28 protein-coding genes are annotated in these 23,883 nt (G+C 65.9%); 27 read left to right on the top strand and 1 reads right to left on the bottom strand.

The window, feature by feature from the left end; all coding sequences use genetic code 11:
* Window positions 1–198: 198 nt before the first annotated feature.
* The 11 genes from ACLBKR_RS04230 (at window position 199) to ACLBKR_RS04280 (ending at window position 7,399) form a co-directional block, all read left to right on the top strand.
* Window positions 199–819 (top strand): hypothetical protein, encoded by a 621-nt coding sequence (locus tag ACLBKR_RS04230; RefSeq protein ID WP_113338879.1) that lies wholly within the window; start codon window positions 199–201, stop codon window positions 817–819.
* Window positions 794–1,204, top strand: coding sequence for a hypothetical protein (locus ACLBKR_RS04235; protein WP_162748265.1), 411 nt, complete (start codon window positions 794–796; stop codon window positions 1,202–1,204). The genes ACLBKR_RS04230 and ACLBKR_RS04235 overlap by 26 nt, the downstream gene beginning before the upstream one ends.
* A gap of 102 nt (window positions 1,205–1,306) precedes the next feature.
* The gene (locus tag ACLBKR_RS04240) at window positions 1,307–1,615 is read left to right on the top strand and encodes a Dabb family protein (protein WP_113338969.1); all 309 of its coding nucleotides are present in this window, start codon (window positions 1,307–1,309) and stop codon (window positions 1,613–1,615) included.
* A 70-nt stretch (window positions 1,616–1,685) separates the two neighbouring features.
* Entirely contained in the window at window positions 1,686–2,867 is a 1,182-nt protein-coding gene (locus tag ACLBKR_RS04245; protein ID WP_113338877.1) for a phage portal protein, read from the top strand.
* Window positions 2,868–3,227: 360 nt separating this feature from the next.
* Complete coding sequence (locus tag ACLBKR_RS04250) at window positions 3,228–3,551, top strand: DUF6107 family protein (protein ID WP_113338876.1); 324 nt, start codon at window positions 3,228–3,230, stop codon at window positions 3,549–3,551.
* A 224-nt stretch (window positions 3,552–3,775) separates the two neighbouring features.
* Window positions 3,776–4,351, top strand: a complete 576-nt coding sequence (locus ACLBKR_RS04255) for an HK97 family phage prohead protease (protein ID WP_113338875.1) — start codon at window positions 3,776–3,778, stop codon at window positions 4,349–4,351.
* Window positions 4,352–4,356: 5 nt separating this feature from the next.
* The gene (locus tag ACLBKR_RS04260; protein WP_414900764.1) at window positions 4,357–5,640 is read left to right on the top strand and encodes a phage major capsid protein; all 1,284 of its coding nucleotides are present in this window, start codon (window positions 4,357–4,359) and stop codon (window positions 5,638–5,640) included.
* Window positions 5,641–5,909: 269 nt separating this feature from the next.
* Window positions 5,910–6,479, top strand: a complete 570-nt coding sequence (locus tag ACLBKR_RS04265; RefSeq protein ID WP_113338874.1) for a head-tail connector protein — start codon at window positions 5,910–5,912, stop codon at window positions 6,477–6,479.
* 2 nt (window positions 6,480–6,481) lie between these two features.
* Window positions 6,482–6,817, top strand: coding sequence for a phage head closure protein (locus ACLBKR_RS04270; protein ID WP_113338873.1), 336 nt, complete (start codon window positions 6,482–6,484; stop codon window positions 6,815–6,817).
* Entirely contained in the window at window positions 6,814–6,999 is a 186-nt protein-coding gene (locus ACLBKR_RS04275; protein ID WP_113488175.1) for a hypothetical protein, read from the top strand. Before ACLBKR_RS04270 ends, ACLBKR_RS04275 begins: the two co-directional genes overlap by 4 nt.
* A complete protein-coding gene (locus tag ACLBKR_RS04280) occupies window positions 6,983–7,399 on the top strand; it encodes a DUF3168 domain-containing protein (RefSeq protein ID WP_113488174.1) in 417 nt (138 codons plus the stop codon). Before ACLBKR_RS04275 ends, ACLBKR_RS04280 begins: the two co-directional genes overlap by 17 nt.
* Here the strand turns inward: ACLBKR_RS04280 and ACLBKR_RS04285 are convergent.
* The gene (locus ACLBKR_RS04285) at window positions 7,388–8,584 is read right to left on the bottom strand and encodes an MFS transporter (RefSeq protein WP_113488173.1); all 1,197 of its coding nucleotides are present in this window, start codon (window positions 8,582–8,584) and stop codon (window positions 7,388–7,390) included. The genes ACLBKR_RS04280 and ACLBKR_RS04285 overlap by 12 nt on opposite strands.
* A gap of 108 nt (window positions 8,585–8,692) precedes the next feature.
* Between ACLBKR_RS04285 and ACLBKR_RS04290 the strand changes: the two genes are divergently transcribed.
* The 16 genes from ACLBKR_RS04290 to ACLBKR_RS04365 all read left to right on the top strand — a co-directional run bounded on the left by ACLBKR_RS04290 (window position 8,693) and on the right by ACLBKR_RS04365 (window position 23,766).
* Window positions 8,693–9,100 carry a phage major tail protein, TP901-1 family gene (locus tag ACLBKR_RS04290; protein WP_112831351.1) on the top strand — a complete coding sequence of 136 codons (408 nt, stop codon included), beginning with the start codon at window positions 8,693–8,695 and terminating at the stop codon, window positions 9,098–9,100.
* On the top strand, window positions 9,100–9,507 hold the full coding sequence (locus ACLBKR_RS04295) for a gene transfer agent family protein (RefSeq protein WP_113448311.1): 408 nt from the start codon (window positions 9,100–9,102) through the stop codon (window positions 9,505–9,507). Before ACLBKR_RS04290 ends, ACLBKR_RS04295 begins: the two co-directional genes overlap by 1 nt.
* Window positions 9,508–9,554: 47 nt before the next feature.
* A complete protein-coding gene (locus ACLBKR_RS04300; protein WP_414901725.1) occupies window positions 9,555–9,713 on the top strand; it encodes a phage tail assembly chaperone in 159 nt (52 codons plus the stop codon).
* Between the two features lie 244 nt (window positions 9,714–9,957).
* The gene (locus ACLBKR_RS04305) at window positions 9,958–10,545 is read left to right on the top strand and encodes a phage tail tape measure protein (protein ID WP_113488170.1); all 588 of its coding nucleotides are present in this window, start codon (window positions 9,958–9,960) and stop codon (window positions 10,543–10,545) included.
* Window positions 10,546–10,557: 12 nt separating this feature from the next.
* Entirely contained in the window at window positions 10,558–11,199 is a 642-nt protein-coding gene (locus ACLBKR_RS04310; RefSeq protein ID WP_414901727.1) for a TIGR02217 family protein, read from the top strand.
* Window positions 11,196–12,089, top strand: coding sequence for a DUF2163 domain-containing protein (locus ACLBKR_RS04315; protein ID WP_113488169.1), 894 nt, complete (start codon window positions 11,196–11,198; stop codon window positions 12,087–12,089). The genes ACLBKR_RS04310 and ACLBKR_RS04315 overlap by 4 nt, the downstream gene beginning before the upstream one ends.
* Window positions 12,090–12,388: 299 nt before the next feature.
* Entirely contained in the window at window positions 12,389–12,826 is a 438-nt protein-coding gene (locus ACLBKR_RS04320; RefSeq protein ID WP_113488149.1) for an NlpC/P60 family protein, read from the top strand.
* Window positions 12,827–12,835: 9 nt separating this feature from the next.
* A complete protein-coding gene (locus tag ACLBKR_RS04325; protein ID WP_414900770.1) occupies window positions 12,836–16,678 on the top strand; it encodes a baseplate multidomain protein megatron in 3,843 nt (1,280 codons plus the stop codon).
* Window positions 16,679–16,803: 125 nt separating this feature from the next.
* A complete protein-coding gene (locus tag ACLBKR_RS04330) occupies window positions 16,804–17,025 on the top strand; it encodes a hypothetical protein (protein ID WP_112827455.1) in 222 nt (73 codons plus the stop codon).
* Window positions 17,026–17,107: 82 nt separating this feature from the next.
* Window positions 17,108–17,395 (top strand): hypothetical protein, encoded by a 288-nt coding sequence (locus ACLBKR_RS04335; RefSeq protein ID WP_112827454.1) that lies wholly within the window; start codon window positions 17,108–17,110, stop codon window positions 17,393–17,395.
* Between the two features lie 76 nt (window positions 17,396–17,471).
* Entirely contained in the window at window positions 17,472–18,131 is a 660-nt protein-coding gene (locus tag ACLBKR_RS04340) for a response regulator transcription factor (protein WP_112827453.1), read from the top strand.
* A 1-nt stretch (window position 18,132) separates the two neighbouring features.
* The gene (locus ACLBKR_RS04345) at window positions 18,133–19,530 is read left to right on the top strand and encodes an ATP-binding protein (RefSeq protein WP_113338861.1); all 1,398 of its coding nucleotides are present in this window, start codon (window positions 18,133–18,135) and stop codon (window positions 19,528–19,530) included.
* 113 nt (window positions 19,531–19,643) lie between these two features.
* Entirely contained in the window at window positions 19,644–20,069 is a 426-nt protein-coding gene (locus ACLBKR_RS04350) for a hypothetical protein (RefSeq protein WP_112827491.1), read from the top strand.
* Between the two features lie 117 nt (window positions 20,070–20,186).
* On the top strand, window positions 20,187–21,332 hold the full coding sequence (ccmI, locus tag ACLBKR_RS04355; protein ID WP_113338860.1) for a c-type cytochrome biogenesis protein CcmI: 1,146 nt from the start codon (window positions 20,187–20,189) through the stop codon (window positions 21,330–21,332).
* Entirely contained in the window at window positions 21,329–21,775 is a 447-nt protein-coding gene (gene ccmE, locus ACLBKR_RS04360; protein ID WP_112827450.1) for a cytochrome c maturation protein CcmE, read from the top strand. Before ccmI ends, ccmE begins: the two co-directional genes overlap by 4 nt.
* Entirely contained in the window at window positions 21,772–23,766 is a 1,995-nt protein-coding gene (locus ACLBKR_RS04365) for a heme lyase CcmF/NrfE family subunit (RefSeq protein ID WP_414900775.1), read from the top strand. The genes ccmE and ACLBKR_RS04365 overlap by 4 nt, the downstream gene beginning before the upstream one ends.
* The last annotated feature ends 117 nt before the right edge of the window (window positions 23,767–23,883 follow it).

Raw genomic sequence — 23,883 nt, forward strand, 5'->3', positions numbered from 1 at the left:
TCAGGAAATTTTCGCGTTCCACGCCGCAGACGGTTTTCGGGCCGGAGACGTCTATCCAGATGTGCAACTATAAAGATTATTGAATTGTAATTATATTTTTAGTTGCATTGAATCGCAGGGAAAACACGACGGATGCTCCCCGGCAGGCTGCCATCGGCCGGGCCGGGAGGGTGTCACGTCAGGGAAGAGGGGAAAGCGATGAGCAGGATCAACCGGGGTTTCTTCTACGACCGGGTGCGCATGGCATTGTTCAACGGGCGCATCCAGCCGCCGCAGGCGCAGGGCATGGAGGCGATCCTCGACCACTGGGAGGCGACGAGCCCCGGCAATGACGACCGGTGGCTCGCCTACATGCTGGCCACCGCCTTTCACGAGACGGCGCGCACCATGCAGCCGGTGCGCGAGACATTGGCGCCGACCGACGACAGGGCGATCGCCATTCTCGACCGGGCGTTGGCGCGCGGACAGCTTCCCTGGGTCAGCAATCCCTATTGGCGGCGCGACGCGCAGGGCAAGTCCTGGCTCGGGCGCGGGCTGGTGCAGCTCACCCACAAGACGAACTACGCCAAGATGAGCTCGCTGGTGGGTGTCGATCTCGTGGCCGATCCGGCGCAAGCCATGCGCATGGATGTGGCGATCAGGATCATGTTCATCGGCATGGAAAGGGGCACTTTCACCGGGGTGCGGCTCGACCAGGTCTTCAATCCGAACCGCGAGGACTGGGTGAATGCCCGCAAGATCATCAACCGGCTCGACCGGGCCCTGCAGATCGCCGACTACGGGAGGGCCTTCTATGGCGCGATCAGCTATACGACCTGACCTGCTCTTGGCCGGCCTGCTGTTTTCCGCGACCGGAACGGCGGCGGCCGACGAGGTGATCGAACTCGGCTGCAGCGCCGAGGTGATCTATTACTGCCATCCGGCCTGCGAGGAGGGTGGCGGTTTCGCCGATTTCTCCTTCAGCACGAAGGACGGCAAGGTGAACTATTGCCGTGGCGAGCGCTGCGACGAGGGCCGGATCGGCGAGGTGAAGACGGCGACGGGCGTGCGCGACGACGAGCGCTATGTGATCTTCCGAATTTTCGGTGAGGGCGAGGTTCCGTTCGAGGTCTCGGGCGCCGCCTCGCTGAAGACGGGCGTCTTCGGGGCCGAGGGGGATGTTGGGCGCATGATCGGCACCTGCAGCGCCGGCACGGACCGCTGAACGGCAAGCGAGCGATTGAGCCCCGCGCGCGGTCATGCTATCGCGGCACGGGCCGGACCGATACGTCGGCCCCCGTGAGACCTGCCTTCGGAGCCGATGCCCTTGATCCGCCATATCGTGTTCTTTTCCGTGCCGGACAAGGCCAATCTGGAGCGCGTGCGGTCGGGGCTTTCGATCCTGACCGAAATACCCCATGCGCGGCATCTGGAAATCGGCACGAGCGTCAAGAGCGATCTCTACGACACCAGCGTCGATCTCATCGTCTATGGCGAGTTCGACGACGAGGCGGCGCTTGCCGCCTACCGGGCGCACCCGCTCTACCAGGAGTCGATTGCGCGCGTGAAGCCGCTCCGCGAACTGAGGATCGCCGCCGATTACGATGTCGCCCATGCGGTGACGCGGCCGGTCTGAAGAGCGGGCCAAGGCCCTGCCTGTTTCAGGCAAGGGCTTTTCCATACATAACGACCGAAGGAAGCTGCCGATGAAACTGTCGTTTCGTCTGCCGTGGCGTGGCCCGGCGGAAAGTTCACCCGTGTCCGCAAATACGGTGAGCGATACCAAGGGGGCTGTCGGGGCGGGCGGGCTGTCGCTGATTGCGTCGGAAGCGCCCGCGCACTGGACGGGCCGCTCCTATGGGGCGCTTGCCCGCGAGGGCTTCATGAGAAACCCCGTCGCCCACCGCACGGTGCGGCTGGTGGCGGAGGCGGCCGCGGCAATCCCGTGGCTTGCCTATGAGGACGGCCGAGAGCTGACCGATCATCCGGTGCTGGCGCTGATCGCAAGGCCGAACCCGCGCATGGGCGGGCCGGACTTCCTGGAAGCGCTCTATGGCCACCTGCTGCTCTCCGGCAATGCCTATGTCGAGCCGCTGGCGCTCGGCGGACGGCCGGCCGAACTGCACCTGCTTCGCCCGGATCGGGTAAGCGTGGTGACGGGAGCCGACGGCTGGCCGGAGGCCTATGACTACCGCGCGGATACCGGACGGCGCCGGATCGCAGTGGGACGGGATGGGGAGGGGCTGCTGCATCTGAAGCTCTTCCATCCATTGGACGACCAGACGGGTTTTCCGCCGCTGGCCGCAGCCCAGGTCGCGCTCGACCTGCACAATGCGTCGGGCCGCTGGAACAAGGCGCTGCTCGACAATTCCGCCCGTCCTTCCGGCGCTCTGGTTTACCAGCCGAAGGAGGGCGGCAACCTTTCCGCCGACCAGTATGAGCGGCTGAAGCAGGAGCTGGACGAGGGTTATTCCGGGCCGATGCGAGCCGGCCGTCCGCTGCTGCTGGAGGGCGGGCTCGACTGGAAGTCGATGGGGCTTTCGCCGAAGGACATGGACTTCGTAGAGGCGAGGAACGGAGCGGCACGCGACATCGCGCTCGCCTTCGGCGTGCCGCCCATGCTGCTCGGCATTCCCGGCGACAACACCTATGCCAATTATCAGGAGGCCAACCGCGCCTTCTACCGGCTGACCGTTCTGCCGCTGGTCACGCGCACCGCCGCACGGTTTTCGGCATTCCTTTCAGGCCTTTACCTGAGACCGTTGAATCTCGTTCCCGATCTCGATCAGGTGGCGGGACTTTCCGCCGAACGCGATGCGCTATGGGCGCGGGTGGGGGCGGCGGACTTCCTCTCGGAGGAGGAAAAGCGCGAGGCCGTGGGATACTGAACGAAGGACGTTTGCGCGGCGATGACCGAGCCTTTTGCGCGATGGACATCGCGCGGCTGGATGCCGGATCAGGTCCGGCATGACGGAGGAAGGGGCGACGCCGAAAGCCCGTCGTTTCCATCTGAATCAGAAAGTGAAGGACTTAAAGCACTGCATCGGGAAGCGGAATCGAAGTGTGAGGTTCTGCAGCCAAGCGATTCTTTCGACTCGACAAAAACGCCCCGCTTAAAGCGCCGCGTGAAGGCGCTTCCGTTCGTTCGACGAATGGAGAAGGGGAGACCGGCCGCCGCCATCGTAAGACGAAATCCTGGCGGGATCGTGCGGCCGGTCCGATTTCATCCTAGCTGCGAGAGATTAAAAATGACTGACTTCAGCCACGACGGCGGCGTTTCCGCCGCCCGCCTGATCGGCGCGGTCGCGGGCTCGGCGATCTCGCTCGTCTATCTCCTGCCTAAGGGAAATCGCGAGGCGGCGACCCGCTTCCTGACCGGCGTTGCCTGCGGCCTGATCTTCGGCGGACCTGTTGGGCTGTGGCTGGTGCGCAAGCTCGACGTGGCCGCAAGCCTCTCGCCGCAGGAGACCATGCTGGCGGGGGCGGCAGCCGCAAGCCTTTCGGCCTGGTGGGCGCTCGGCGTGCTGGCGCGGCTGGCCCAGCGCTATGGCGGCCGGCCGGGCGAACCCTGACCGCGACACGGCAGGCATCTTCATCGGCTCCGCCGTGACGCTTCTCCCACTGCCGTCATCCCGGCCTTGAGCCGAGATCCAGTGCGATCAAGTCCTTGATCGCAAGAGAGTCTTTCGCGCGATGGACATCGCGCTGCTGGATGCCGGAACACGTCCGGCATGACGGGGAGGAGCCTCATCGGCGGCCGGACCAAACACATCATTCCATGACGAGGAGTAGGACGATGACGCCGAAGCGCGAACAGCCTTCGCTGACCCATACCCGTGCCAACCTGACGCTGAAGGGTGTCTCCGGTGACGGCAGTTTTTCCGGCTATGCCAGCCTGTTCGGCGAGGTGGACCTCGGCCGTGACACGATAGAGCCCGGAGCCTTTTCGAAATCGCTGAGGGCGCGCGGTGCCGCCGGTGTGCGGATGCTCTTCCAGCACGATCCGGCCGAACCGATCGGCACATGGACGGTGATCCGCGAGGACGAGCGCGGCCTTTATGTCGAGGGCGTGCTTTCTCCTGGCGTGGCGCGCGCCCGCGAGGTGCATGCGCTGATGAAATCCGGCGCGCTGGACGGGCTGTCCATCGGTTTTCGCACCGTGCGCGCCCGCACCGACAGGGCAAGCGGCGTGCGCCGCATCCTCGAGGCCGATCTCTGGGAGATCTCGGTGGTGACCTTCCCCATGCTGCCGGCGGCACGGGTCTCGAACGTGAAACATGCGCGGTTCTACCGCGACAGGGAAACCGAGCTCGTCCGCGCCATGCGTCGGGCAGCGCGGGCAATGGCGACGAGTGTCTTCAGGAAAGGATGACGAGAATGGAAAACATGCATGACAAGCAGCCGGCAAAGCATGGGCTGCCTCGGGAAGTGGCCCCGGAAGTGAAGGCCGTTCCGGACGGCGTGACGGCGGCCTTCGAGGACTTCATGGGCGCTTTCGAGGCGTTCAAGGAGGTCAACGACCGCAGGCTTTCGGAAATCGAGGAAAAGCTCGTTTCCGACGTCGTGACCCGCGACAAGGTGGAGCGCATCAACAAGGCGATGGACGACCAGAGCCGGATGATCGACGAGATGCTCTTGAAGAAGATGCGTCCGTCGCTTTCCCGAGGCGGGGCAGGCGAGATCGAGGCGGCCGAGCACAAGGCGGCCTTCGACGCCTATATCCGCCGTGGCGACGAAAGCGGCCTGCGCGAACTGGAAGCCAAGGCGATGAGCGCGGGTGCGCCCGCCGACGGCGGTTATCTGGTGCCGCCGGAAACCGACAGCGAGATCGGCCGCCGGCTTTCCGTCGTCTCGCCGGTGCGTGCGCTGGCGACCGTCAGGCAGGTTTCGGGTTCGGTGCTGAAAAAGCCCTTCTCGCCGGCCGGCATGACGGCGGGCTGGGTGTCGGAGACCGCGGCGCGGCCGCAGACGGCAACGGCCCAGCTTGCCGAACTCTCCTTCCCGACCATGGAGCTCTACGCCATGCCGGCCGCAAGCCAGGCGCTGCTCGACGATGCGGCGGTCGATATCGAGGCCTGGATCGCCGGCGAGGTGGATATCGCCTTTGCCGAGCAGGAGGGCACGGCCTTCGTGACCGGCGACGGCGTGAACAAGCCGAAGGGGCTGCTTTCCTACGATCAGGTGGCCGATGGCGCCTGGGAATGGGGCAAGATCGGCTATGTGGCGACGGGGGCCGCGGGCGCATTTTCCGCCGCCGGTGCCTCGGACGTGCTGGTCGACGTGGTCTATGCGCTGAAGGCCGGTCATCGCCAGAATGCAAGCTTCCTGATGAGCCGCAAGACGCAGGGGCAGATCCGCAAGTTCAAGGATGCCGACGGCAACTACATCTGGCAGCCACCGGCCAAGGCAGGTGAGGCGGCCTCGCTGATGGGCTTCCCGGTGGCCGAGGCCGAGGACATGCCGGCGATTGCCGCCGGCGCGACCTCGATCGCCTTCGGCGACTTCCGCGCCGGCTACCTCGTGGTGGACCGGGTGGGGGTCCGCGTTCTGCGCGACCCCTATTCGGCCAAGCCCTACGTCCTGTTCTACACCACCAAGCGCGTCGGCGGCGGGGTGCAGAACTTCGAGGCGATCAAGCTGGTGAAGTTCTCGGCGAACTGATGGGGCGGATGGGGGCGTGTCCCCGTCCTTCAGCCCCTCCGTGAACGGGAAGAGGGAATGGACGCGGTTCGGCATTCCTAACCCTTCCCCTTGTGGGGAGGGGTCCGCAGGACGCAGGCGGGAGGGGTTTTTATTCGGGGCAAAGACCCCTCCCCAACCCCTCCCCACAAGGGGGAGGGGCTCCACACAGCCGCCCCGTGCCTTCGTTTCAAACGGGTGCCGGCCTCTGCCCACCAATCCGACCTCCGCCCACCAAACAGGAGACATTCATGATCTATATCCCGACCGTGCCGCCCGCGGGCGAGCCGGTGACGCTGGCCGAGGCGAAGGCGCATCTCAGGGTCGATATCGACGACGAGGATGCGCTGATCGAGGGGCTGATTACGGTGGCCCGCGAGCATCTCGAACGCGAGACTGGTCTTGCGCTGATGACGCAGGGGTTCCGGCTGGCGCTCGACCGCTGGCCTGACGATGGCGTGATCCGCATCGAACGTGGCCCCGTCAGAGCAATCGAGACCGTGACCGTCTACGACGAGGCGGGAGAGCCGTCCCCCGTGTCGCTCGACGATCACCTGCTGGAGGGCAACAGCCGCCCGGCGCGGCTGTGGCTTCGCGAGACGCCGGCGCCGGGCCGCGCGATCAACGGCATCGAGATCGATTTCATCGCCGGTTTCGGCGACACCGGCGCAGACGTGCCCGGCACGCTGAAACGGGCGATGCTCTCCCATGTCGCCCTGATGTTTTCCGTGCGCGGCGCGGTCTCGCTGGAGGACCAGCCGGCGGCGATGCCGGCGGGCTACGAACGGCTGATCGCGCCCTATTGCCGGCGGAGGCTCTGACCATGGGGATTGCCGATTTCGACCCCGGACGGCTCAGCGCCCGGCTGGTGCTGGAACGTCCCGTGCCGGTCTCCGACGGACAGGGCGGAGCGACGGAAGCTTTCGAGGCGGTTGCCAGCGTCTGGGCGCTGGTCACGCCGCTTGCCGCAAAGGTCGAGGAACGGGCTGGCGCCGAGACGGTGGAGATCACCCACGACATCTGGGTGCGCCGGCGTGGCGACCTCGTCTCCGGCATGCGCTTTGTGAAGGGTCTCAGGCATTTCACGGTGGAAAGCGTGCGCGATCCCGACGAGAGCGGCCGCTATCTCGCCTGCCGCTGCAGGGAGGAAGGGCGATGAAGGCCGCGATCCGCCTGACGGGCGGCGATCTCAAGACCGCGCTGTCGCGGGCGCTTTCGGCACGCCTTGTCCGGCGGTCGATGGAACTTCGCGAAAGCGGCGAGCCGACGTCCAGGGCTGGCCGCGGTGGCGGGGCGACCGATGAAACGACGGAGGGCGGAAGCCATGGCCAACCCGGTTAATGAACTGCTGAAGGCGATCCATGCACGGCTAATGGCCGATGCGGCGCTCCTTGCCCTGATCGGCGCGGACGGCATCCGGGACCGGCGCGTAGCGGGTCTGCCGCTTCCCGCGCTGGTGATCGGTGAGGCAGAGACGCGGGATTTCTCGACCGCGAGCGAGGACGGAGTGGAAATCCTGCTGACGCTGGAAGCCTGGTCGAAGATTGGCCGGCGCGAGGCGGAAGAGATCGCCGGGACAGTGCGAAGGCTGTTGCATGACGCGTCGCTGGATGTGTCGGGTCATGCGCTGGTGAGCCTTGTCCACCGGGGAAGCATCAGCCGGCGTGAGCCGAAGACGACGCTTTTCGTCGCCGAAGTGCAGTTCCGGGCCGTTCTGGAACCGCTTGTATCAGCCGGTTGAGCCGGCGCGTTTTTCGATACGGGACAGGCTGAAGAAGGCCGCGAGCGAGATGACGGCGAGGCCCGCGCAATAGGCGAGCACGGCATTGGGACCGCCGCGATCGATGAGGAACGTGACGATGACGGGCGCGATCGCCATGGCGAGATTGGCCGGCAGCGACAACTGCGCCGAAAGCTGCGCATAGCGGCTGGCGGAGAAGAAGCCGAGCGGCAGGAGCGCCCGCGACAGCGCCGAGATGCCCGATCCGAAGCCATAAAGCGCGATGAACAGGAAGAGCGGCAGGGTGGCGCCGCCGGAGAGCGCGAGCACCGGCATGGCGATGAACATCAGCACGCAGGCGATCTTGCCGGAAAATAGCGGCGAGGCCTTCCTGCCGGCCAGCGTATCGACGGCGCGGGCAGCGATGCCGAGCACTGACCTGAGCGAACCGAGCTGCAGGGCGACGGCGGCGGATGCGCCGGACTGCTGCAGCAGCTCGAGGAGCGACGGGGCGAGGCCGAGGGTGAGCAGGCTGAAGGTGATGGTGATGACCGCGATCAGCCGGAAGGCGAGGCGGGACTGGTCGGGCGACAGCGCGAGCGGCTCCCGATCCGCCGAGGCCTGTCCTTCCGCATTGCCATCCGATGGCGGGGGCAGGCCGAAGAGATGCAGCGGCGCGAGCAGCAGCAGATGCAGGAGGGCAGCACCCATGAGCGTAGGCCGCCAGCCATAGAGATCGCCGAAGAAGCTAAGCGCAGGCCAGGCGAAAGTTGCCGATAGACCGGTGAAGATCATCAGAAGGCCGATGCTGCGCTTGGCATCGGAACCTTCGCGCTCGACGACGGCGGCATAGCAGGGAACGGACAGTCCGAAGGCGCCGCCGAAACCGATGACCAGCCAGGCGGCGAAATAGCTTGCCGGACCCTGCGCTATCGAAAGCATGAACAGGCCGGCGCTGAAGGCAAGCGAACCGGCGGCAAGGACGCGGGCTGCGCCATGACGTTTCAGCAGCCGTCCGACCAGCGGACCGGCGAAACCCGAAACCAGCATCATCACCGTGAGGCCGGCAAAGGCCATCTCGTTCGACATGCCGAGATCGGCGGCGATGCGCCGGCCGAAGACGCCGGGCATGTCGAAGCTCACGCCCCAGCCGGCGATCTGGCTGACGGCGAGCAGGGCGATGAGGCGGAGGCGCGAAGACGACATGAAGAAATTCCGGAGGGGCCATTTCCTCTACGGCTTTCCTAAGTCGCGGGCAACCGGCGAGCCTCCCGGAAAATCCACGGAACGAACGGACAAGAGAAGGAAACCGACATGGTCGCACAGAAGGGCAAGGACCTGCTGCTCAAGGTTCTGGATGGAAGCGCATACATGACTGTCGCCGGGCTGCGCTCGAAGCGGCTCGCCTTCAATGCCGAGACGGTCGACGTGACCGACGGGGAAAGCGCCGGACGCTGGCGGGAACTGCTGGCCGGAGCCGGCGTGCAGCGCGCCTCGCTGTCCGGCGCGGGCCTGTTCAAGGACCAGGCCTCGGACGCGCGGGTGCGCTCGGCTTTCTTCGCCGGCGAGATTGTCTCGTGGCAGGTGGTCATTCCCGACTTCGGCACTGTGACTGGCCTCTTCCAGATCACCGCGCTCGAATATGCCGGCGCGCATGACGGCGAGGTGACTTTCGAACTGGCGCTGGAATCGGCGGGACAGCTTTCCTTCGGGGCGCTCTGATGCGGGGCGCGGGCGATCTTGCGCCTTCGGTCTTCAGGGCGAACCGCAGGCGCGGCGAGGTGGAGGCGGTGATCGACGGCGAGCGCCGCATTCTCTGCCTGACGCTCGGCGCGCTGGCCGAGCTGGAAACGATGTTTCAGGCCGATAGCCTGGCAGGGCTTGCCGAGCGCTTTTCCAGCGGGCGGCTGAAGGCGGCGGATCTGATGAGCATCATCGCCGCGGGCCTGCGCGGCGGCGGCAACCGTTTCAGCGACGAGGACGTGGGCTGCATGGCGGTCGAGGGGGGCGTGGCGGGTGCCGCCGCGGTGGTGCGCGAACTGCTGACGCTGACATTTGCCCCTGATGAGGCGAGCAGGACGATCGACGGGTCCGGCAAGTCCTCCCAGGACCCTTGCCAGGACCCTTGAGAGCCGCAGGCGGCGGGGCGGGAGCGCGTCCCTTCCCCTGGGGGGCGGTGCTCGACACCGGCCTTTGCCGCCTGCGGCTAGATCCGACGCGTTTCTGGGAGCTGAGCCTCGTCGAGTTTGCGGCGATGACGGGTGCATTTGCGCCGCGGCCTGCGCGGTTGAGGCGGGATGGGCTGGAGATGCTGATGCGGGCCTTTCCGGATTGAGGGGATGGGTTTCGTTTATCTGCCACGAGTCTGCACCTAACCCCAACTGTCCCTGCCCCTCACTCTGACCCTAACCTTCTCCCCGCTTGCGGGGAGAAGGTGCCGTAGGACGCAGGCGGATGAGAGGCCGAAAGGGTCTTTCGGCCCAAGGACTTGGGCTGGCTGGGTGCCTGTGACGAGCACAGGCATGACGGTGCGGAACGTATCGAACTCGCCTCCGTTTTGTTCAAAGGAGCATTCAACCATGAATGACGACGGTCTTTCGTTTGCGGTCGAGCTGGATGCTTCGGCGGCGCTGAAGGCGCTTGACGATCTTGAAAACCGCTCGGCGAGTTTCGGCCGGGCGCTGACCGGGGCGCTGAAGAGCGCCACCATCGGCGGCAAGGGGCTCGACGATACGTTGCGATCGCTGGGCCTGCGGCTTTCCGACGTGGCGCTGGCCTCCGGGCTGAAGCCGCTCGAAACCATGCTTTCGACGCTGACCTCGGGGCTGATCTCGTCGCTGACGGCGGGGTTCGGTTCCATCCTGCCCTTTGCCGATGGCGGCGTGCCGGGACGGGTGACGCCGTTTGCAACGGGCGGCGTGGTCTCCGCGCCGACCTATTTTCCGCTGGGCGGCGATCTCGGCCTGATGGGCGAGGCGGGGTCCGAGGCGATCCTGCCGCTGAGGCGCGCGGCCGACGGTTCGCTCGGGGTCGCTGCGGCCGGCGGCGGGACGACCCAGATCAACTTCAACGTGACGGCGACGGATGCGGCGAGCTTCGCCCGCAGCGAAGGCCAGATCACCGCGATGCTGGCACGCTCGGTCGGGCGCGGCCGGCGGAATCTGTAAGGAGGCATGCCGATGGTAGACGGCTTTCACGAGGTGCGGTTTCCGCTGCGCCTGTCGTTCAACGTGACGGGCGGGCCGGTGCGGCGCACCGACATTGTCAACCTGTCGAACGGCAGGGAGGCGCGCAACCGCCGCTGGCGCGACAGCCGGCGCGCTTACGATGCGGGGTCCGGGATGCGCTCGGTGGCGGACCTTTACGAGGTGCTGTCCTTCTTCGAGGCGCGGGGCGGCGCTCTTCACGGCTTTCGCTTCCGCGATCCGGTGGACGGGAAATCCTGCGCGCCCGACCGGGCGGTAACGCCCTTCGACCAGGTGATCGGCGAGGGGGACGGCGAGACCGTGACCTTCCAGCTTGCGAAGACCTATGGGGATGTGGCGGGCGAATGGCGGCGGGTGATCGCCAAGCCGGTGGTGGGAACCGTGCGGCTTGCGGTCGAGGGCGTTGAACTCCCGGCTTCCGCCTTCACCTGTGATGCGGCGACCGGTCTTGTTGTCATCGATGAGGATTATATTCCTCAGTCCGGCGCGCTGGTACAGGCGGGCTTCGAATTCGACGTGCCGGTGCGCTTCGATGCCGAACGCATCGATCTCAACCTCGAGGCCTTCCGGGCCGGTCGCATTCCGACCATTCCGCTGATCGAGATCCTGCCATGAGAAAGATACCGGAAGCGCTGGCCGCCCATATCGAGGGCGGTGTGACGACGCTCTGCCGCGCCTGGCGGGTGACGCGCCGCGATGGCGTGGCGCTGGGTTTCACCGAGCATGACCATCCGCTGGTGTTTGCCGGCACGACATTCCGGGCGGCGAGCGGCTTTATCGCGAGCGAGGCGCGGGAAACGGGCGGCATGGCGGCGCCGGCGGCGGAGGTGACCGGCGGCTTCTCCAGCGAGGCGATCACCGAGGCCGACCTTGCGGCCGGGTGCTACGATGGCGCACGGGTGGAGGTTTTCCTCGTCAATTGGCAGGAACCGGAGGCGCAGCACCTGCTGGTGTCCGTGAAGGAAATCGGCGAGGTCTCGCGGGCCGGCGAGGCCTTTACCGCCGAACTCAGGAGTTTCGCCCACCGGCTGTCGCAGGAAAAAGGGCGGATCTACAATCGCCGCTGCGACGCGAGCCTCGGCGACGGTCGCTGCGGCATCGACATGACGGCGGGCGGGCGGCGGCTTTCCGGGACGGTGGTTGCAGTCGAGAGCCGGGACCGGATCGTGGTGGCGCTGTCGGCAAGCGTCGGGGACGGGCATTTCCGGCTCGGCCGGCTGGTTTTCGATACCGGTCCCAATGCCGGCCTCTCCGTTCAGGTGGAGGACAGCGAGGCGGCGACGGGCGGGGTGCGGCTCAGACTCTGGTTGCCGCTGGAGGGATTGCCGGAGGCGGGGGATGCGGTGACCGTTTCCATCGGTTGCGACAAGGCGTTTTCCACCTGTCGCGACCGGTTTTCCAATGCCATGAACTTCCGGGGTTTTCCGCATATGCCGGGCAGCGACTTCGCCTATTCCTACGTGAAGGGCGAGAGCCTGCATGACGGGAGCGTGCTTTATGAGTGAGGCTGGTTCGCCAAGCTGAACGTTTCGCACCCCGTAGGTGATATGGGGCGATCGCGTATTGATGACATCGGGCGATGCGCCTGAGCCCCTCCCCCTTGTGGGGAGGGGTTGGGGAGGGGCCTTCGCTCCGCATCAAAACCCCTCCCGCCTGCGTCCTGCGGACCCCTCCCCACAAGGGGGAGGGTTAAGAATGCCGCAACGCCGCGCGTTCCTTATCCATCGCCTGACAGTAAACGGCGAGAAGGTGCCGGCAGCGGGATGAGTGGCAATCCCTTACGCTTTCAATCAAGGAATTTACCATGACCGAGATCGGCAACCGCGTTCTGGCTGCGGCCGGGCGCTATATCGGCACGCCATATCGTCATCAGGGATCGGCGGCGGGGATCGGTTGCGATTGCCTCGGGCTGGTGCGCGGCGTTTGGCGCGATCTTTACGGCGAAGAGCCGGAGGTAGTGCCGGCCTATGCGCCGGATTGGGCGGAAAGGGCGGGTAAGGAGCGGCTGCTCGATGCCGCCATGAGGCATTTCGTGCCCGTTTCAAGTCTTGCGGAAGCAGAAGCGGGCGATCTCTTGGTCTTCCGCTTCCGTCCGCAATTTGCCGCCAAGCATGCCGGCATTCTCGCCGGTCCCGACCACTTCATCCATGCCTATGAGCAGGCGGCTGTGATCCGCTCGGCGCTGGTGCCGGCGTGGAGACGGCGGGTCGCCGGCGTCTTTCGTTTTCCCGACATTCTCTGAGGTCCTTCCATGGCGACCATTCTTTTCCAGGCGGCGGGCGCGGCACTCGGCTCCGTCTTCGGCCCGCTGGGCGCTGTGATCGGCCGGGCCGCCGGCGCGCTTGCCGGCAGCGCTGTCGACCGCATGCTGATCGGCGGTTCGACGGTGACGGGGTCGCGTCTCTCGGCGGCGAGACTGCCGGGGGCCTCGGAGGGAACGGCGATCCCGCGGCTTTACGGCACAGCAAGGCTCGGCGGCACGCTGATCTGGGCGACGCGCTTCGAGGAGGAGGTGACCACCGAACGCGCCGGCGGCAAGGCGACGGGAACGCGGGTGAAGACCTACAGCTACTTCGCCAATGTCGCCTTCGGACTGTGCGAAGGACCGGTGGCGGCGATCCGAAGGGTGTGGGCCGACGGGCAGGAAATCGACCTGACCGGCCTGGAGATGCGCTTCTATCCGGGGTCGGAAAGCCAGCTTGCCGATCCGCTGATCGATGCGAAGCAGGGGGCGGGCAATGCGCCTGCTTATCGCGGACTTGCCTATGTGGTGTTCGAACGGCTGCCGCTCGACGATTTCGGCAACCGCATTCCGCTGCTGCAGTTCGAGGTGATCCGTCCGGTCGGCAGGCTGGAAAGGGATATCCGCGCCGTGACGATCATTCCGGGTGCGACCGAGCACGGCTATGCTGCAACGGCTGTTTCGGAAAAGACAGGGGACGGCGAGGAGCGCATCCTCAACCGCAATACGCTGACAGCGCCGACCGACTGGCAGGCCTCGATCGACGAATTGCAGGCGTTTTGCCCGAATCTCGAAAACGTGGCGCTGGTGGTGAGCTGGTTCGGCACCGATCTGAGGGCCGGCGAATGCCGGGTGGTGCCGGGCGTCGAGGTCTCTTCCCGCGACGACGAAAGCCGGACGTGGCGTGTCTGCGGCATGGGCCGGGATGAGGCGCGGCTGGTGAGCCGCCACGAGGGCGGACCCGCCTATGGCGGCACGCCCGACGATGCAAGCGTGGTCGAGGCGATCAGGGATCTGAAGGCGCGCGGGCTGAAGGTGACGCTCTATCCTTTCCTGATGATGGACGTGCCGGCCGGCAACGGCCTGCCCGATCCCTATGGCGGCGCGGAACAGGCGCCCTATCCCTGGCGCGGGCGCATCACCTGCCATCCGGCGCCGGGACGGACCGGTTCTCCCGACCGGACCGCCGCCGTGCGGGCAGCGGTCGAGGCCTTCCACGGTTCGGCTGAGGCCAATGATTTCACGGTGTCGGGAACCGCCGTCGCCTATGCCGGCGCGGACGAGGGCTATCGCCGGTTGGTGCTGCATTATGCGTTGCTGGCCAAGGCGGCCGGCGGCGTCGACGGCTTCCTGATCGGCTCGGAGCTGCGAGGACTGACGACGCTGAGGGACGGGGCGGACGCCTTTCCCTTCGTCGAGGCGCTGGTGGAACTGGCGACGGATGTCAGGGCGATCCTCGGGGCCGGCACGAAGATCACCTATGGCGCGGACTGGAGCGAATATTTCGGCCATCATCCGCAGGACGGGACGGGAAACGTCCATTTCCACCTCGATCCGCTCTGGGCCAGCCCCGCGATCGATGCGGTCGGCATCGACAATTACATGCCGCTCTCCGACTGGCGCGACGGCGATCTGGAGGCCGGCAATCCCGATGGTTTTGCCACGCCCGACGATGCATCGGCGATGGCCGTGCAGATTGCCAGCGGCGAGGGCTTCGACTGGTATTATGCGAGCGATGCCGACCGGGCCGCGCGCATCCGCACGCCTATTACCGACGGGCTGGCCGGCAAGCCCTGGGTCTTCCGCTACAAGGATATCGCCGGCTGGTGGGCGAACCGGCACTACGACAGGGTGAACGGTGCGGAGAAAGCTTTGCCGACGGCATGGACGCCGGGGATGAAGCCGGTCTGGTTCACCGAACTCGGCTGTCCGGCAATCGACAAGGGCGCGAACCAGCCGAATGTCTTCGTCGATCCGAAATCGGCGGAAAGCGCCTTGCCGCATTTTTCGGGAGGGCTGAGGGCCGACAGCCAGCAGCGGCGGTTTCTGGAAGCGCATCTGGGGTATTGGCAGGGCACGGGCGCGCCGGCCGGCATGGTCGATCCGGAAAGGCTGTTTCTCTGGTGCTGGGATGCGCGGCCGCAGCCGGCCTTTCCGCTCGACACCGGGCTCTGGGCCGATGGCGGCAACTGGCGGACGGGCCACTGGCTGAACGGGCGGCTGGGCACGGCGACACTTGCCGATACGCTCGCCGCAATCCTCGACGACCACGGTTTTTACGACTACGACGTGTCGGAAGTGGCAGGCGATCTCGGCGGCTATGTGCAGGGCGACCTGGCTTCCGCCCGCGGCCTGATCGAGCCGCTGGCCGAGGCCTTCCTGATCGACGTGATCGAGGACGGCGCCGTCCTGCGTTTCCGTTCGCGGGCGGCCGCCGGGCTGGCCGCAACGGCAATGCCGGTTCTTGCCGATATCGAGGACGAACCGCTTTGGCGGGAAACGCGCGGCCATGACAGCGATTTCGCCGCCGAAGCGATGCTGACCTTCTACGACCCGGCGGCCGATTACGCCGAGGCGAGCGTTCGCTCGCGCCGGGTGGAAGCAGCGACGACGCGCCAGCTCGCCCGCGATTTCGCGGCCGTCATTCCCGAGGAAACGGCGCTCGCGGCAGCGGAATCCATGCTGCGCGACCACCGTATCGGGCGTCGGCGGCTGGAACTTTCACTCGGACCGGGCGAAATCGAGGTGCAGCCAGGGGATATCCTGGCCTTTCCCGAGGGACCTACAGGACGCTTTCTTGTCGAGGAGATCGACGACGGTGCGGCTCGGCGGCTGACGCTGCGGGAGGTGGCGGCGGCGACATCCGCGCGCAGGGTCTCGACGGCGGACGGGCGCGTTCCGGACAATCCGGCATCGGCGGGCTTTGCACCGCTTCTCGCCTTCATGGACCTGCCGCAATACGCGGCGGGAGAGGCGGCGGGCTTCGCGCGGGTCGCGGGCTTCTGCCGGCCATGGCGGCGCATCGCGATATCCGCCTCCGCCGAGGCGGAAGGCTATGGGCTGCGCACCGTTCTCGAACGCCCGGCGACCATGGGCGTGCTGACCGCTCCGCTGCTGCCCGGCGTCTCGGGGCGCTTCGACATGGCGCGGACGCTGGACGTGACGCTTTCCTTCGGCGGTCTTTCCTCGGCAAGCCGGCTCGCAGTGCTGAACGGCGCGAACCGGCTGGCGGTGCGCTCGAGCGGCGGGAGCTGGGAAGTCCTCGCCTTTGCCGACGCAAAAGAGGTTGCTCCGGGACGCTGGCGACTGACTGCCCTGCTGCGCGGTCTTGCCGGCACGGAGGATGCGATGGCGGCGGGGGCCGAGGAAGGCGCGGCGGTCGTGCTGCTGGACGAGGCGGTGAAGCCGGTCGGCCTTGCCGGAGAGGAGGCGGGGCTGGCGCTCAACTATATCGCGGAAGCCGTGGGCGGAGCGGGACCGGCCAGGGGACCGTTCGTCTTTGCCGGCGGCACGAGGGCGCAAACGCCTCTCGCGCCGGTGCACCTTCGGGCCGCGAGAGCGCCGGAGGGCGATATCGCACTCGGCTGGGTGCGTCGCGGTCGCGTCGACGCCGACAACTGGTTGGGTGCCGACATTCCGCTCGATGAGGCGGAGGAGGCCTATCGGATCGAAATCCTCGACGGGGATGCAGTGGTGCGCACCGCGGAGGCCGATGAGGCGCACTGGATCTATCCACGGGCGCTGGAGCTTGCCGATTTCGGGGTGGCGCAGACGTCGCTCAGGTTTCGCGTCCGGCAGATCGGGCGGCTGGCGGCGGGTGTCGCTGCCGAGGCGGCGGTGACGGTTGGGTGATGCCCATGCAGCCGTCATGCCGGATCAAGTCCGGCATGACGGAGGTCGGTCGGGCCTTTTTCGATGGAGCGGCCGGATAGCGAACAACCGAAAACAATCAACCAAGCAGCAAAAAGGAGCATGACATGAACGACCTGAAACAATGGTATCAGTCGAAAACGGTGTGGGGCGCGCTGATTGCAATCGGGGCTTCGACGCTTCGGCTTGCTGGCTTCGAACTCACTGCCGCCGACCAGTTGCAGCTTGCCGATATCGCGGTTTCCGCCGCCGGCGCGCTCGGCGGCCTGCTTGCGATCTACGGACGCCTGAAGGCCACGCAGGGCATCGAAACACGCAAGATGAACTGATCGTAACCAGCATTCATTTGCCATTCAGACGTCATGCGATACATAATCGGGCAACAGTAAAAGTAGTCCGGAAGAATTAGCTATGGCATCACTGATGGTCATCACGGGTCTGGCGGCGGGCCTCGCGGTTCCCTCGTGGCCCTATTTCGCGTCCGATGCCACGACGCCGGCCCCCGTGCTCGTTCAGTCGCAGGACGACAACAACCGCGCAAGAACCGATTGCCGTGCGGCGGCCGCAAGGGCGGTCTCCGAGATCGGCGGGCAGCTTCTTTCCGTCCGCCAGTCCGGTGGTCAGTGCATCATCACCGTGCTCGTGCCCGGCAACGGCAACGAGCGTCCACGCAAGGTCACGATGCAGGTTTCGGAATAACCGAGCTTTCGAACAATGGACCGTCCCGGCACAGGACCGTGCCGGGACGGATGCAGGCAGGCAGGGGGCAAATCTGATGCGCATTCTCGTCGTCGAGGACGATGTCAATCTCAACCGGCAGCTCGTCGAGGCGCTGCAGGAAGCAGGCTACGTTGTCGACAAGGCCATGGACGGCGAGGAGGGGCATTTTCTCGGCGATACCGAGCCCTACGACGCCGTCATCCTCGATATCGGCCTGCCGGAAATGGACGGCATCACCGTTCTCGAAAAATGGCGGGCGGCGGGCCGGGTCATGCCGGTGCTGATCCTGACCGCGCGCGACCGCTGGAGCGACAAGGTGGCCGGCATCGACGCCGGCGCCGACGATTATGTCGCCAAGCCCTTCCATGTCGAGGAAGTGCTGGCACGCATCCGCGCGCTGATCCGCCGGGCGGCGGGTCACGCCTCCTCGGAAATCGTCTGCGGCCCGATCCGCCTCGACACCAAGAGTTCCAAGGCAACCGTCAACGGCGTGGCGCTGAAGCTGACCTCGCACGAATACAGGCTGCTCTCCTACCTGATGCATCACATGGGCGAGGTTGTATCGCGCACCGAACTCGTCGAGCATCTCTACGACCAGGATTTCGACCGCGATTCCAACACCATCGAGGTCTTTGTCGGACGGCTGCGCAAGAAGATCGGCATCGACATGATCGAGACGGTGCGGGGTCTCGGCTACCGCATCCAAGCGCCCTGAAATGGCGCTGAAATCCCTCACGGCAAGGGTTCTCCTGCTGGCGACGCTCTGGTCGGCGGCGGCGCTCGTGACCATTGCCGTGGTGATCTCGGCCCTTTATCGGCAGGGTGTCGAACGCGGTTTCAACAACCTGCTGCGCGCCCAGCTCTACAACGTCATCAACTCGGTCTCCGTGAGCGACGGCAACAGCCTCGCCGGCAGTCCGGCACTCGGTGACCTGCGCTTTTCCCAGCCGGAAAGCGGCTGGTACTGGCTGGTCGAGCCGCTCGGCAGCTATGGCGCGGCCCCGCTCGCCTCCACCTCGCTCGGCATGGCCAACCTGCCGGTGCCGGGGCTGGAGGAATATCCCTTCGACGAGCATTACGAGCGCTTCTATCCGATGGAGGACGCCGCCGGAAACCGGCTGAGGGTGGCCGAGACCGAGGTCGTGCTCGACGGCGAGGGGCGCGCGGCGCGTTTTCGCGTTTCCGGCAATCTCGAAGTGGTCGAGGAGGAAATTTCCTTCTTCTCGACCAGGCTCTATGCAGCTCTCGCTCTGTTCGGCTTCGGCGGGCTCGTGGTCAACGGCCTTGCCATTCTCTACGGCCTGAAACCGCTCGACCGGGCGCGGCGGGCGCTGGAAAAGATCCGCGGCGGCGAGGCGGAGCGCATCGAAGGCGAGTTTCCGCGCGAGATCCAGCCGCTCGCCAATGAGATCAACGCGCTGATCGACAGCAACCGGCGCATCGTCGAGCGCGCCCGCATGCAGGTCGGCAATCTCGCCCATTCGCTGAAGACGCCGATCGCCGTCCTGCTCAACGAGGCGAGGACGCTCGACAAGACCCATGGCGAGGTGGTGGTAAGCCAGGCCGAGGCCATGCAGGGCCAGGTGACCTCCTATCTCAACCGTGCCCGCATCGCCGCCCAGAGGGACTCGGTGCTTGCCCGTACCGAGGCGGAGCCGGTGCTCGAACGCCTCGTCAGGGTCATGCGGCGGCTCAATCCCGAGACCGAATTCCGCCTCAGCGTCGCTCCGGGGCTGATCTTCGCGATGGAGCAGCAGGATGTCGAGGAAACCGTGGGCAACCTTCTCGAAAACGCGGCGCGCTTCGCCAAGAAGCTGGTCACAGTGCGCGCCGTGCATACCGATTCCGGCGCGGGCGGAACCGACGCCTCCCGGCGTAACTGGATCGAGGTCACCGTGGACGACGACGGGCCGGGGCTGAAGCCGGACCAGATCGGCGAGGCATTGAAGCGCGGCAAGCGGCTGGACGAGAGCAAGCCGGGAACCGGACTCGGCCTTTCGATCGTCAAGGAGATTTCCAGCGAATATCAGGGGGCTTTCGGCCTCTCCCGTGCGGAAATCGGCGGATTGAAGGCGAGACTTGTGCTGCCGGCCGTGACAAGAGACACTGCATGATCGATATTTTCCATGAAAAAACAATGCCGGCCATAAAGATGCCATGTGCATGCCGCAGCAGAGCGAGGATTGACGTGACAATCGGATGTTTCGACGAGACCTGGGCTGGATCGATGGGAGATACGCGCATTCGTTCGGTGGCGCTGGCGGCGCTGACGGCGCTGGCATTGACCGGCTGCTCCACAACAGGGGGATCGCGCGGCGGCCTCGTGTCGTCGGGCAAGGCGGACGCCTCGGCCCTTTATATCTCTGCGCTGCAGGGCGGCATTGTGTCGCGGTCTGGCGTCAAGCTTTCCAATAGCGAGCGTCAGCGGGCGCTCGAAGCCGAATACCGCGCGCTGGAGGCGGCTCCCGGCGGCCAGCCGGTGGCCTGGACGAGCGACGGCGTCAGCGGGCAGGTGGTCGCGGCGGCGCCCTATCAGGTCGGCCAGCAGAACTGCCGCCAATATACCCACAAGCTGGTAGACAACGGCAAGCAGATCGAGGCGAGGGGCGCGGCCTGCCGCAACAGCGACGGCACCTGGACGCCCTTGACATAAGTCAAGGCTTGCTGGCGTTCTCTCCCTTACTGCTCGGCTTGCGGCCAAACGCCTCAACTTTGCGTCATCGGCCGTTTGTCTGTTGGAATGAGCTTCGGCTTGAAGTAATTGGGCGCCATGCTGTTCTGGATCATTTCCGCTCTCCTGACGGTTGCCGTCGCCGTCGTCCTGTTGCTGCCCCTGCTCAAGGAGTCGGTCGCGGAGCCGGATGACGACAGCGGAGAAGCGGCCGTTTACCGCGACCAGTTGCGAGAACTCGAGCGCGACAAGGGCCTTGGGCTGATCTCCGCCGAAGACGCCGACTATGCCCGCGCCGAGATCGGACGCCGGTTGCTGTCCGTGTCCGCGGGCAAGCCGCAGGCCGACGCTGCGAAGGCCGTTCGAAAGAGCCGCCATCCGCTGGCGCAAGCCTTCGTCATCCTCTGTCTTCCCGCGATCGGGCTCGGGCTCTATCTGCTGACCGGCAGTCCCGGTACTCCTTCGGCGCCGCTTGCCGAGCGGCTGGAAAACCCCGGCAACAATCTTGAGCTTCTGGTCGCCAAGGCCGAGCGTCACCTGGCGGAAAATCCCAATGACGGGGCGGGCTGGGATGTGCTGGCGCCGATCTATTTCAAGAGCGAACGCATCGGCGACGCCGAACTCGCCTACCGCAATGCAATCCGGTTTCTCGGGCCTAACCCGGCGAGGATGAGCGGTCTCGGCGAAGTGCTTGTGGCGGGCAATGGCGGTATTGTCACCGAGGATGCCCGCTCGGCCTTCGAGGAGGCGCTGCGCCTCGATGCCAACAATCCGCGCGCCGAATTCTATCTGGCGCTGGCGCTCGAACAGGCGGGCAAGCGGGCGGAGGCGAAGGCCGCCTTCGAAAAGCTTCTGGCTGCCTCGCCCAAGCAGGCGCCGTGGGTGCCTCTGGTCAGCCAGCACATCGCCGCCAACAGCGGCGAAGCACCCGCAGCCGCACCGGCGGCGCCCGGAAATCCGACGGAGGCCGAGGTGGCGGCCGCCCAGGACATGTCCGCCGGCGACCGCATGGCGATGATCCGCGGCATGGTGGAAAGCCTGGACGCCAAGCTCAAGCAAGACCCGAAGAACTTCGAGGGATGGATGCGCCTCGTGCGCTCCTATGCGATGCTCAAGGAACCGGAACGCGCGGTCGGCGCATTGAAGGACGGACTTGCTACCTTCCCCGCCGACGGGGCGGAAGGCAAGCAACTGATCGCCATGGCCCGGGAACTCGGCCTGCCGGTTGAGGAGGCACTGAAATGACCCGCAAGCAGAAGAGACTGGCCGTCATTGCCGGCGGCATGAGCTTCATCATCGCAGCCGTGCTGCTGATGATGTTCGCCTTCGGCCAGTCGGTCGCCTATTTCTACATGCCCGCGGACCTCGAAAAGACGGCCGTCGGCCCGGGCACCCGCATCCGTCTCGGCGGCCTCGTGGCCGAGGGATCGGTGGTCCGCGGGGAAGGCTCGACCGTCAAGTTCTCCGTCACCGACGGGACCGGCACGGTGCCCGTCACCTATACCGGCATCCTCCCGGACCTCTTCCGCGAGGGACAGGGCGTGGTGACCGAAGGCGTCTTCGACACCTCCGGCGGTTTCGTCGCCGACAGCGTGCTTGCCAAGCATGACGAGAACTACATGCCGAAGGAAGTCGCCGACCGGCTCAAGAAGGACGGCGTCTGGGAAGGCGAGGGGAAGACCCAATGATTATCGAACTCGGACACTATGCCCTGGTGCTGACGCTGGCGACGGCGCTAATCGTGTCCGTGCTTCCGGTGATCGGCGCGCGAAAGGGCGACAAGGCGCTGATGTCGGTCGCCGTCACCGGCACGCTGGCGGAATTCGCGCTGGTCGTCTTCTCCTTCGGCGTATTGACCTGGGCCTATATGGTCTCCGACTTTTCGCTGCAGAACGTGTGGGAGAATTCCCATTCGCTGATGCCGGCGATCTACCGTTTCTCGGGCGTCTGGGGCAATCATGAAGGCTCGATGATGCTCTGGCTGCTGATCCTGAGCCTGTTCAGCGCCCTCGTCGCCTTCTTCGGGCGGAACCTGCCGGAACGACTGAAGGCCAATGTGCTGGCCGTGCAGGGCTGGATTACAACGGCCTTCACCCTGTTCATCCTTTTGACCTCGAACCCGTTCATCCGCATTTCGCCGGTGCCGGCGGAAGGCAAGGATCTGAACCCCGTACTGCAGGATGTCGGCCTCGCCATCCATCCGCCGCTCCTCTATCTCGGCTATGTCGGCTTCTCGGTCTGTTTCTCCTTCGCCGTCGCAGCCCTGATCGACGGACGGATCGATGCGGCCTGGGCCCGCTGGGTGCGGCCGTGGACACTCGCCGCCTGGACCTTCCTCACCGCCGGCATCGCCATGGGTTCCTACTGGGCCTATTACGAACTCGGCTGGGGCGGCTGGTGGTTCTGGGACCCGGTCGAAAACGCCTCCTTCATGCCCTGGCTTGCAGGCACGGCGCTTCTGCATTCGGCGCTGGTCATGGAAAAGCGCGATGCGCTGAAGATCTGGACCGTACTGCTTGCCATCCTGACATTCTCGCTGTCTCTGCTCGGAACCTTCCTCGTGCGCTCGGGCGTTCTGACCTCGGTGCATGCCTTCGCCACCGATCCGAGCCGCGGCATCTTCATTCTCTGTATCCTGACGCTCTTCATCGGCGGGGCTTTCACGCTGTTTGCGCTTCGTGCGCCGATGCTGAAGGCGGGCGGCCTGTTCCAGCCTATTTCGCGCGAAGGGGCGCTCGTTCTCAACAACCTCATCCTGACGGTCTCGACCGCCACGGTGCTGATCGGCACGCTCTATCCGCTGCTGCTCGAAACGCTGACGGGCGAAAAGATTTCGGTCGGCGCGCCGTTCTTCAACCTGACCTTCGGCCTTCTGATGACGCCGCTTCTGGTGGCCGTGCCGTTTGGGCCGCTCCTGGCGTGGAAGCGTGGCGATCTGCTCGGCGCCATGCAGCGGCTGTTCGCGGCCGCTGTCATCGCCTTCCTGTTCGCCATCCTCGTCTACTACGTCGAAAACGGCGGACCGGTGCTGGCCGTGTTCGGGCTTGCCGCCGGTTTCTTCCTGGTTTTCGGGGCGCTTTCCGATCTCTGGTATCGCTCAGCCTTCGGCAAGGTGCCGTTCAAGGTCGCCCTTGGCCGTCTGAACGGCCTGCCGCGCTCGGCGATCGGCACGGCGCTCGCCCATCTCGGCTTCGGCGTCACCGTGCTCGGCATCGTTGCCGTCACCACCTTCGAGACCGAAACCGTCCTCGAGATGAAGCCCGGCATGGTGGCCGAGGCCGGCGGCTACACCATTACCTTCGACGGCATGAAGCAGGCTGTCGGGCCGAACTACACCGAGGATCGCGGCCACTTCACCATCCGCCAGGGCGGCGTCGACAAGGGCGATTTCTGGTCCTCCAAGCGGCTCTACACGGCGCGGCGCATGCCGACGACGGAAGCCGGCATCCGCACCTTCAACCTCGTCAGCCAGCTCTATGTTTCGCTCGGCGATCCGATGGACGACGGCGGCATCGTCGTCCGCGTCTGGTGGAAGCCCTATATTCTCTGCATCTGGTACGGCGCGCTCATCATGATGGTCGGTGGCTTCGTCTCGCTCTCCGACCGCCGCCTGCGGGTCGGTGTGCCGAAGCGGGCAGCCAAGGTCGTGGCACCGGCGGCGCTGGGAGCGGCGGAATGAGGACGGTAGCTTCTTCTCGGATAAACCCCTCTCCAACCCCTTCCCACAAGCGGGAGGGGCTTAACCGCCTCACTTGGCTGTCAGGGTGGGCGCAAGACCTTGCCGCGCGTTTTCTCC

Source organism: Paenirhizobium cremeum (assembly GCF_047553425.1).
In the GTDB taxonomy this organism is placed as follows: Bacteria; Pseudomonadota; Alphaproteobacteria; order Rhizobiales; family Rhizobiaceae; genus Allorhizobium; species Allorhizobium cremeum.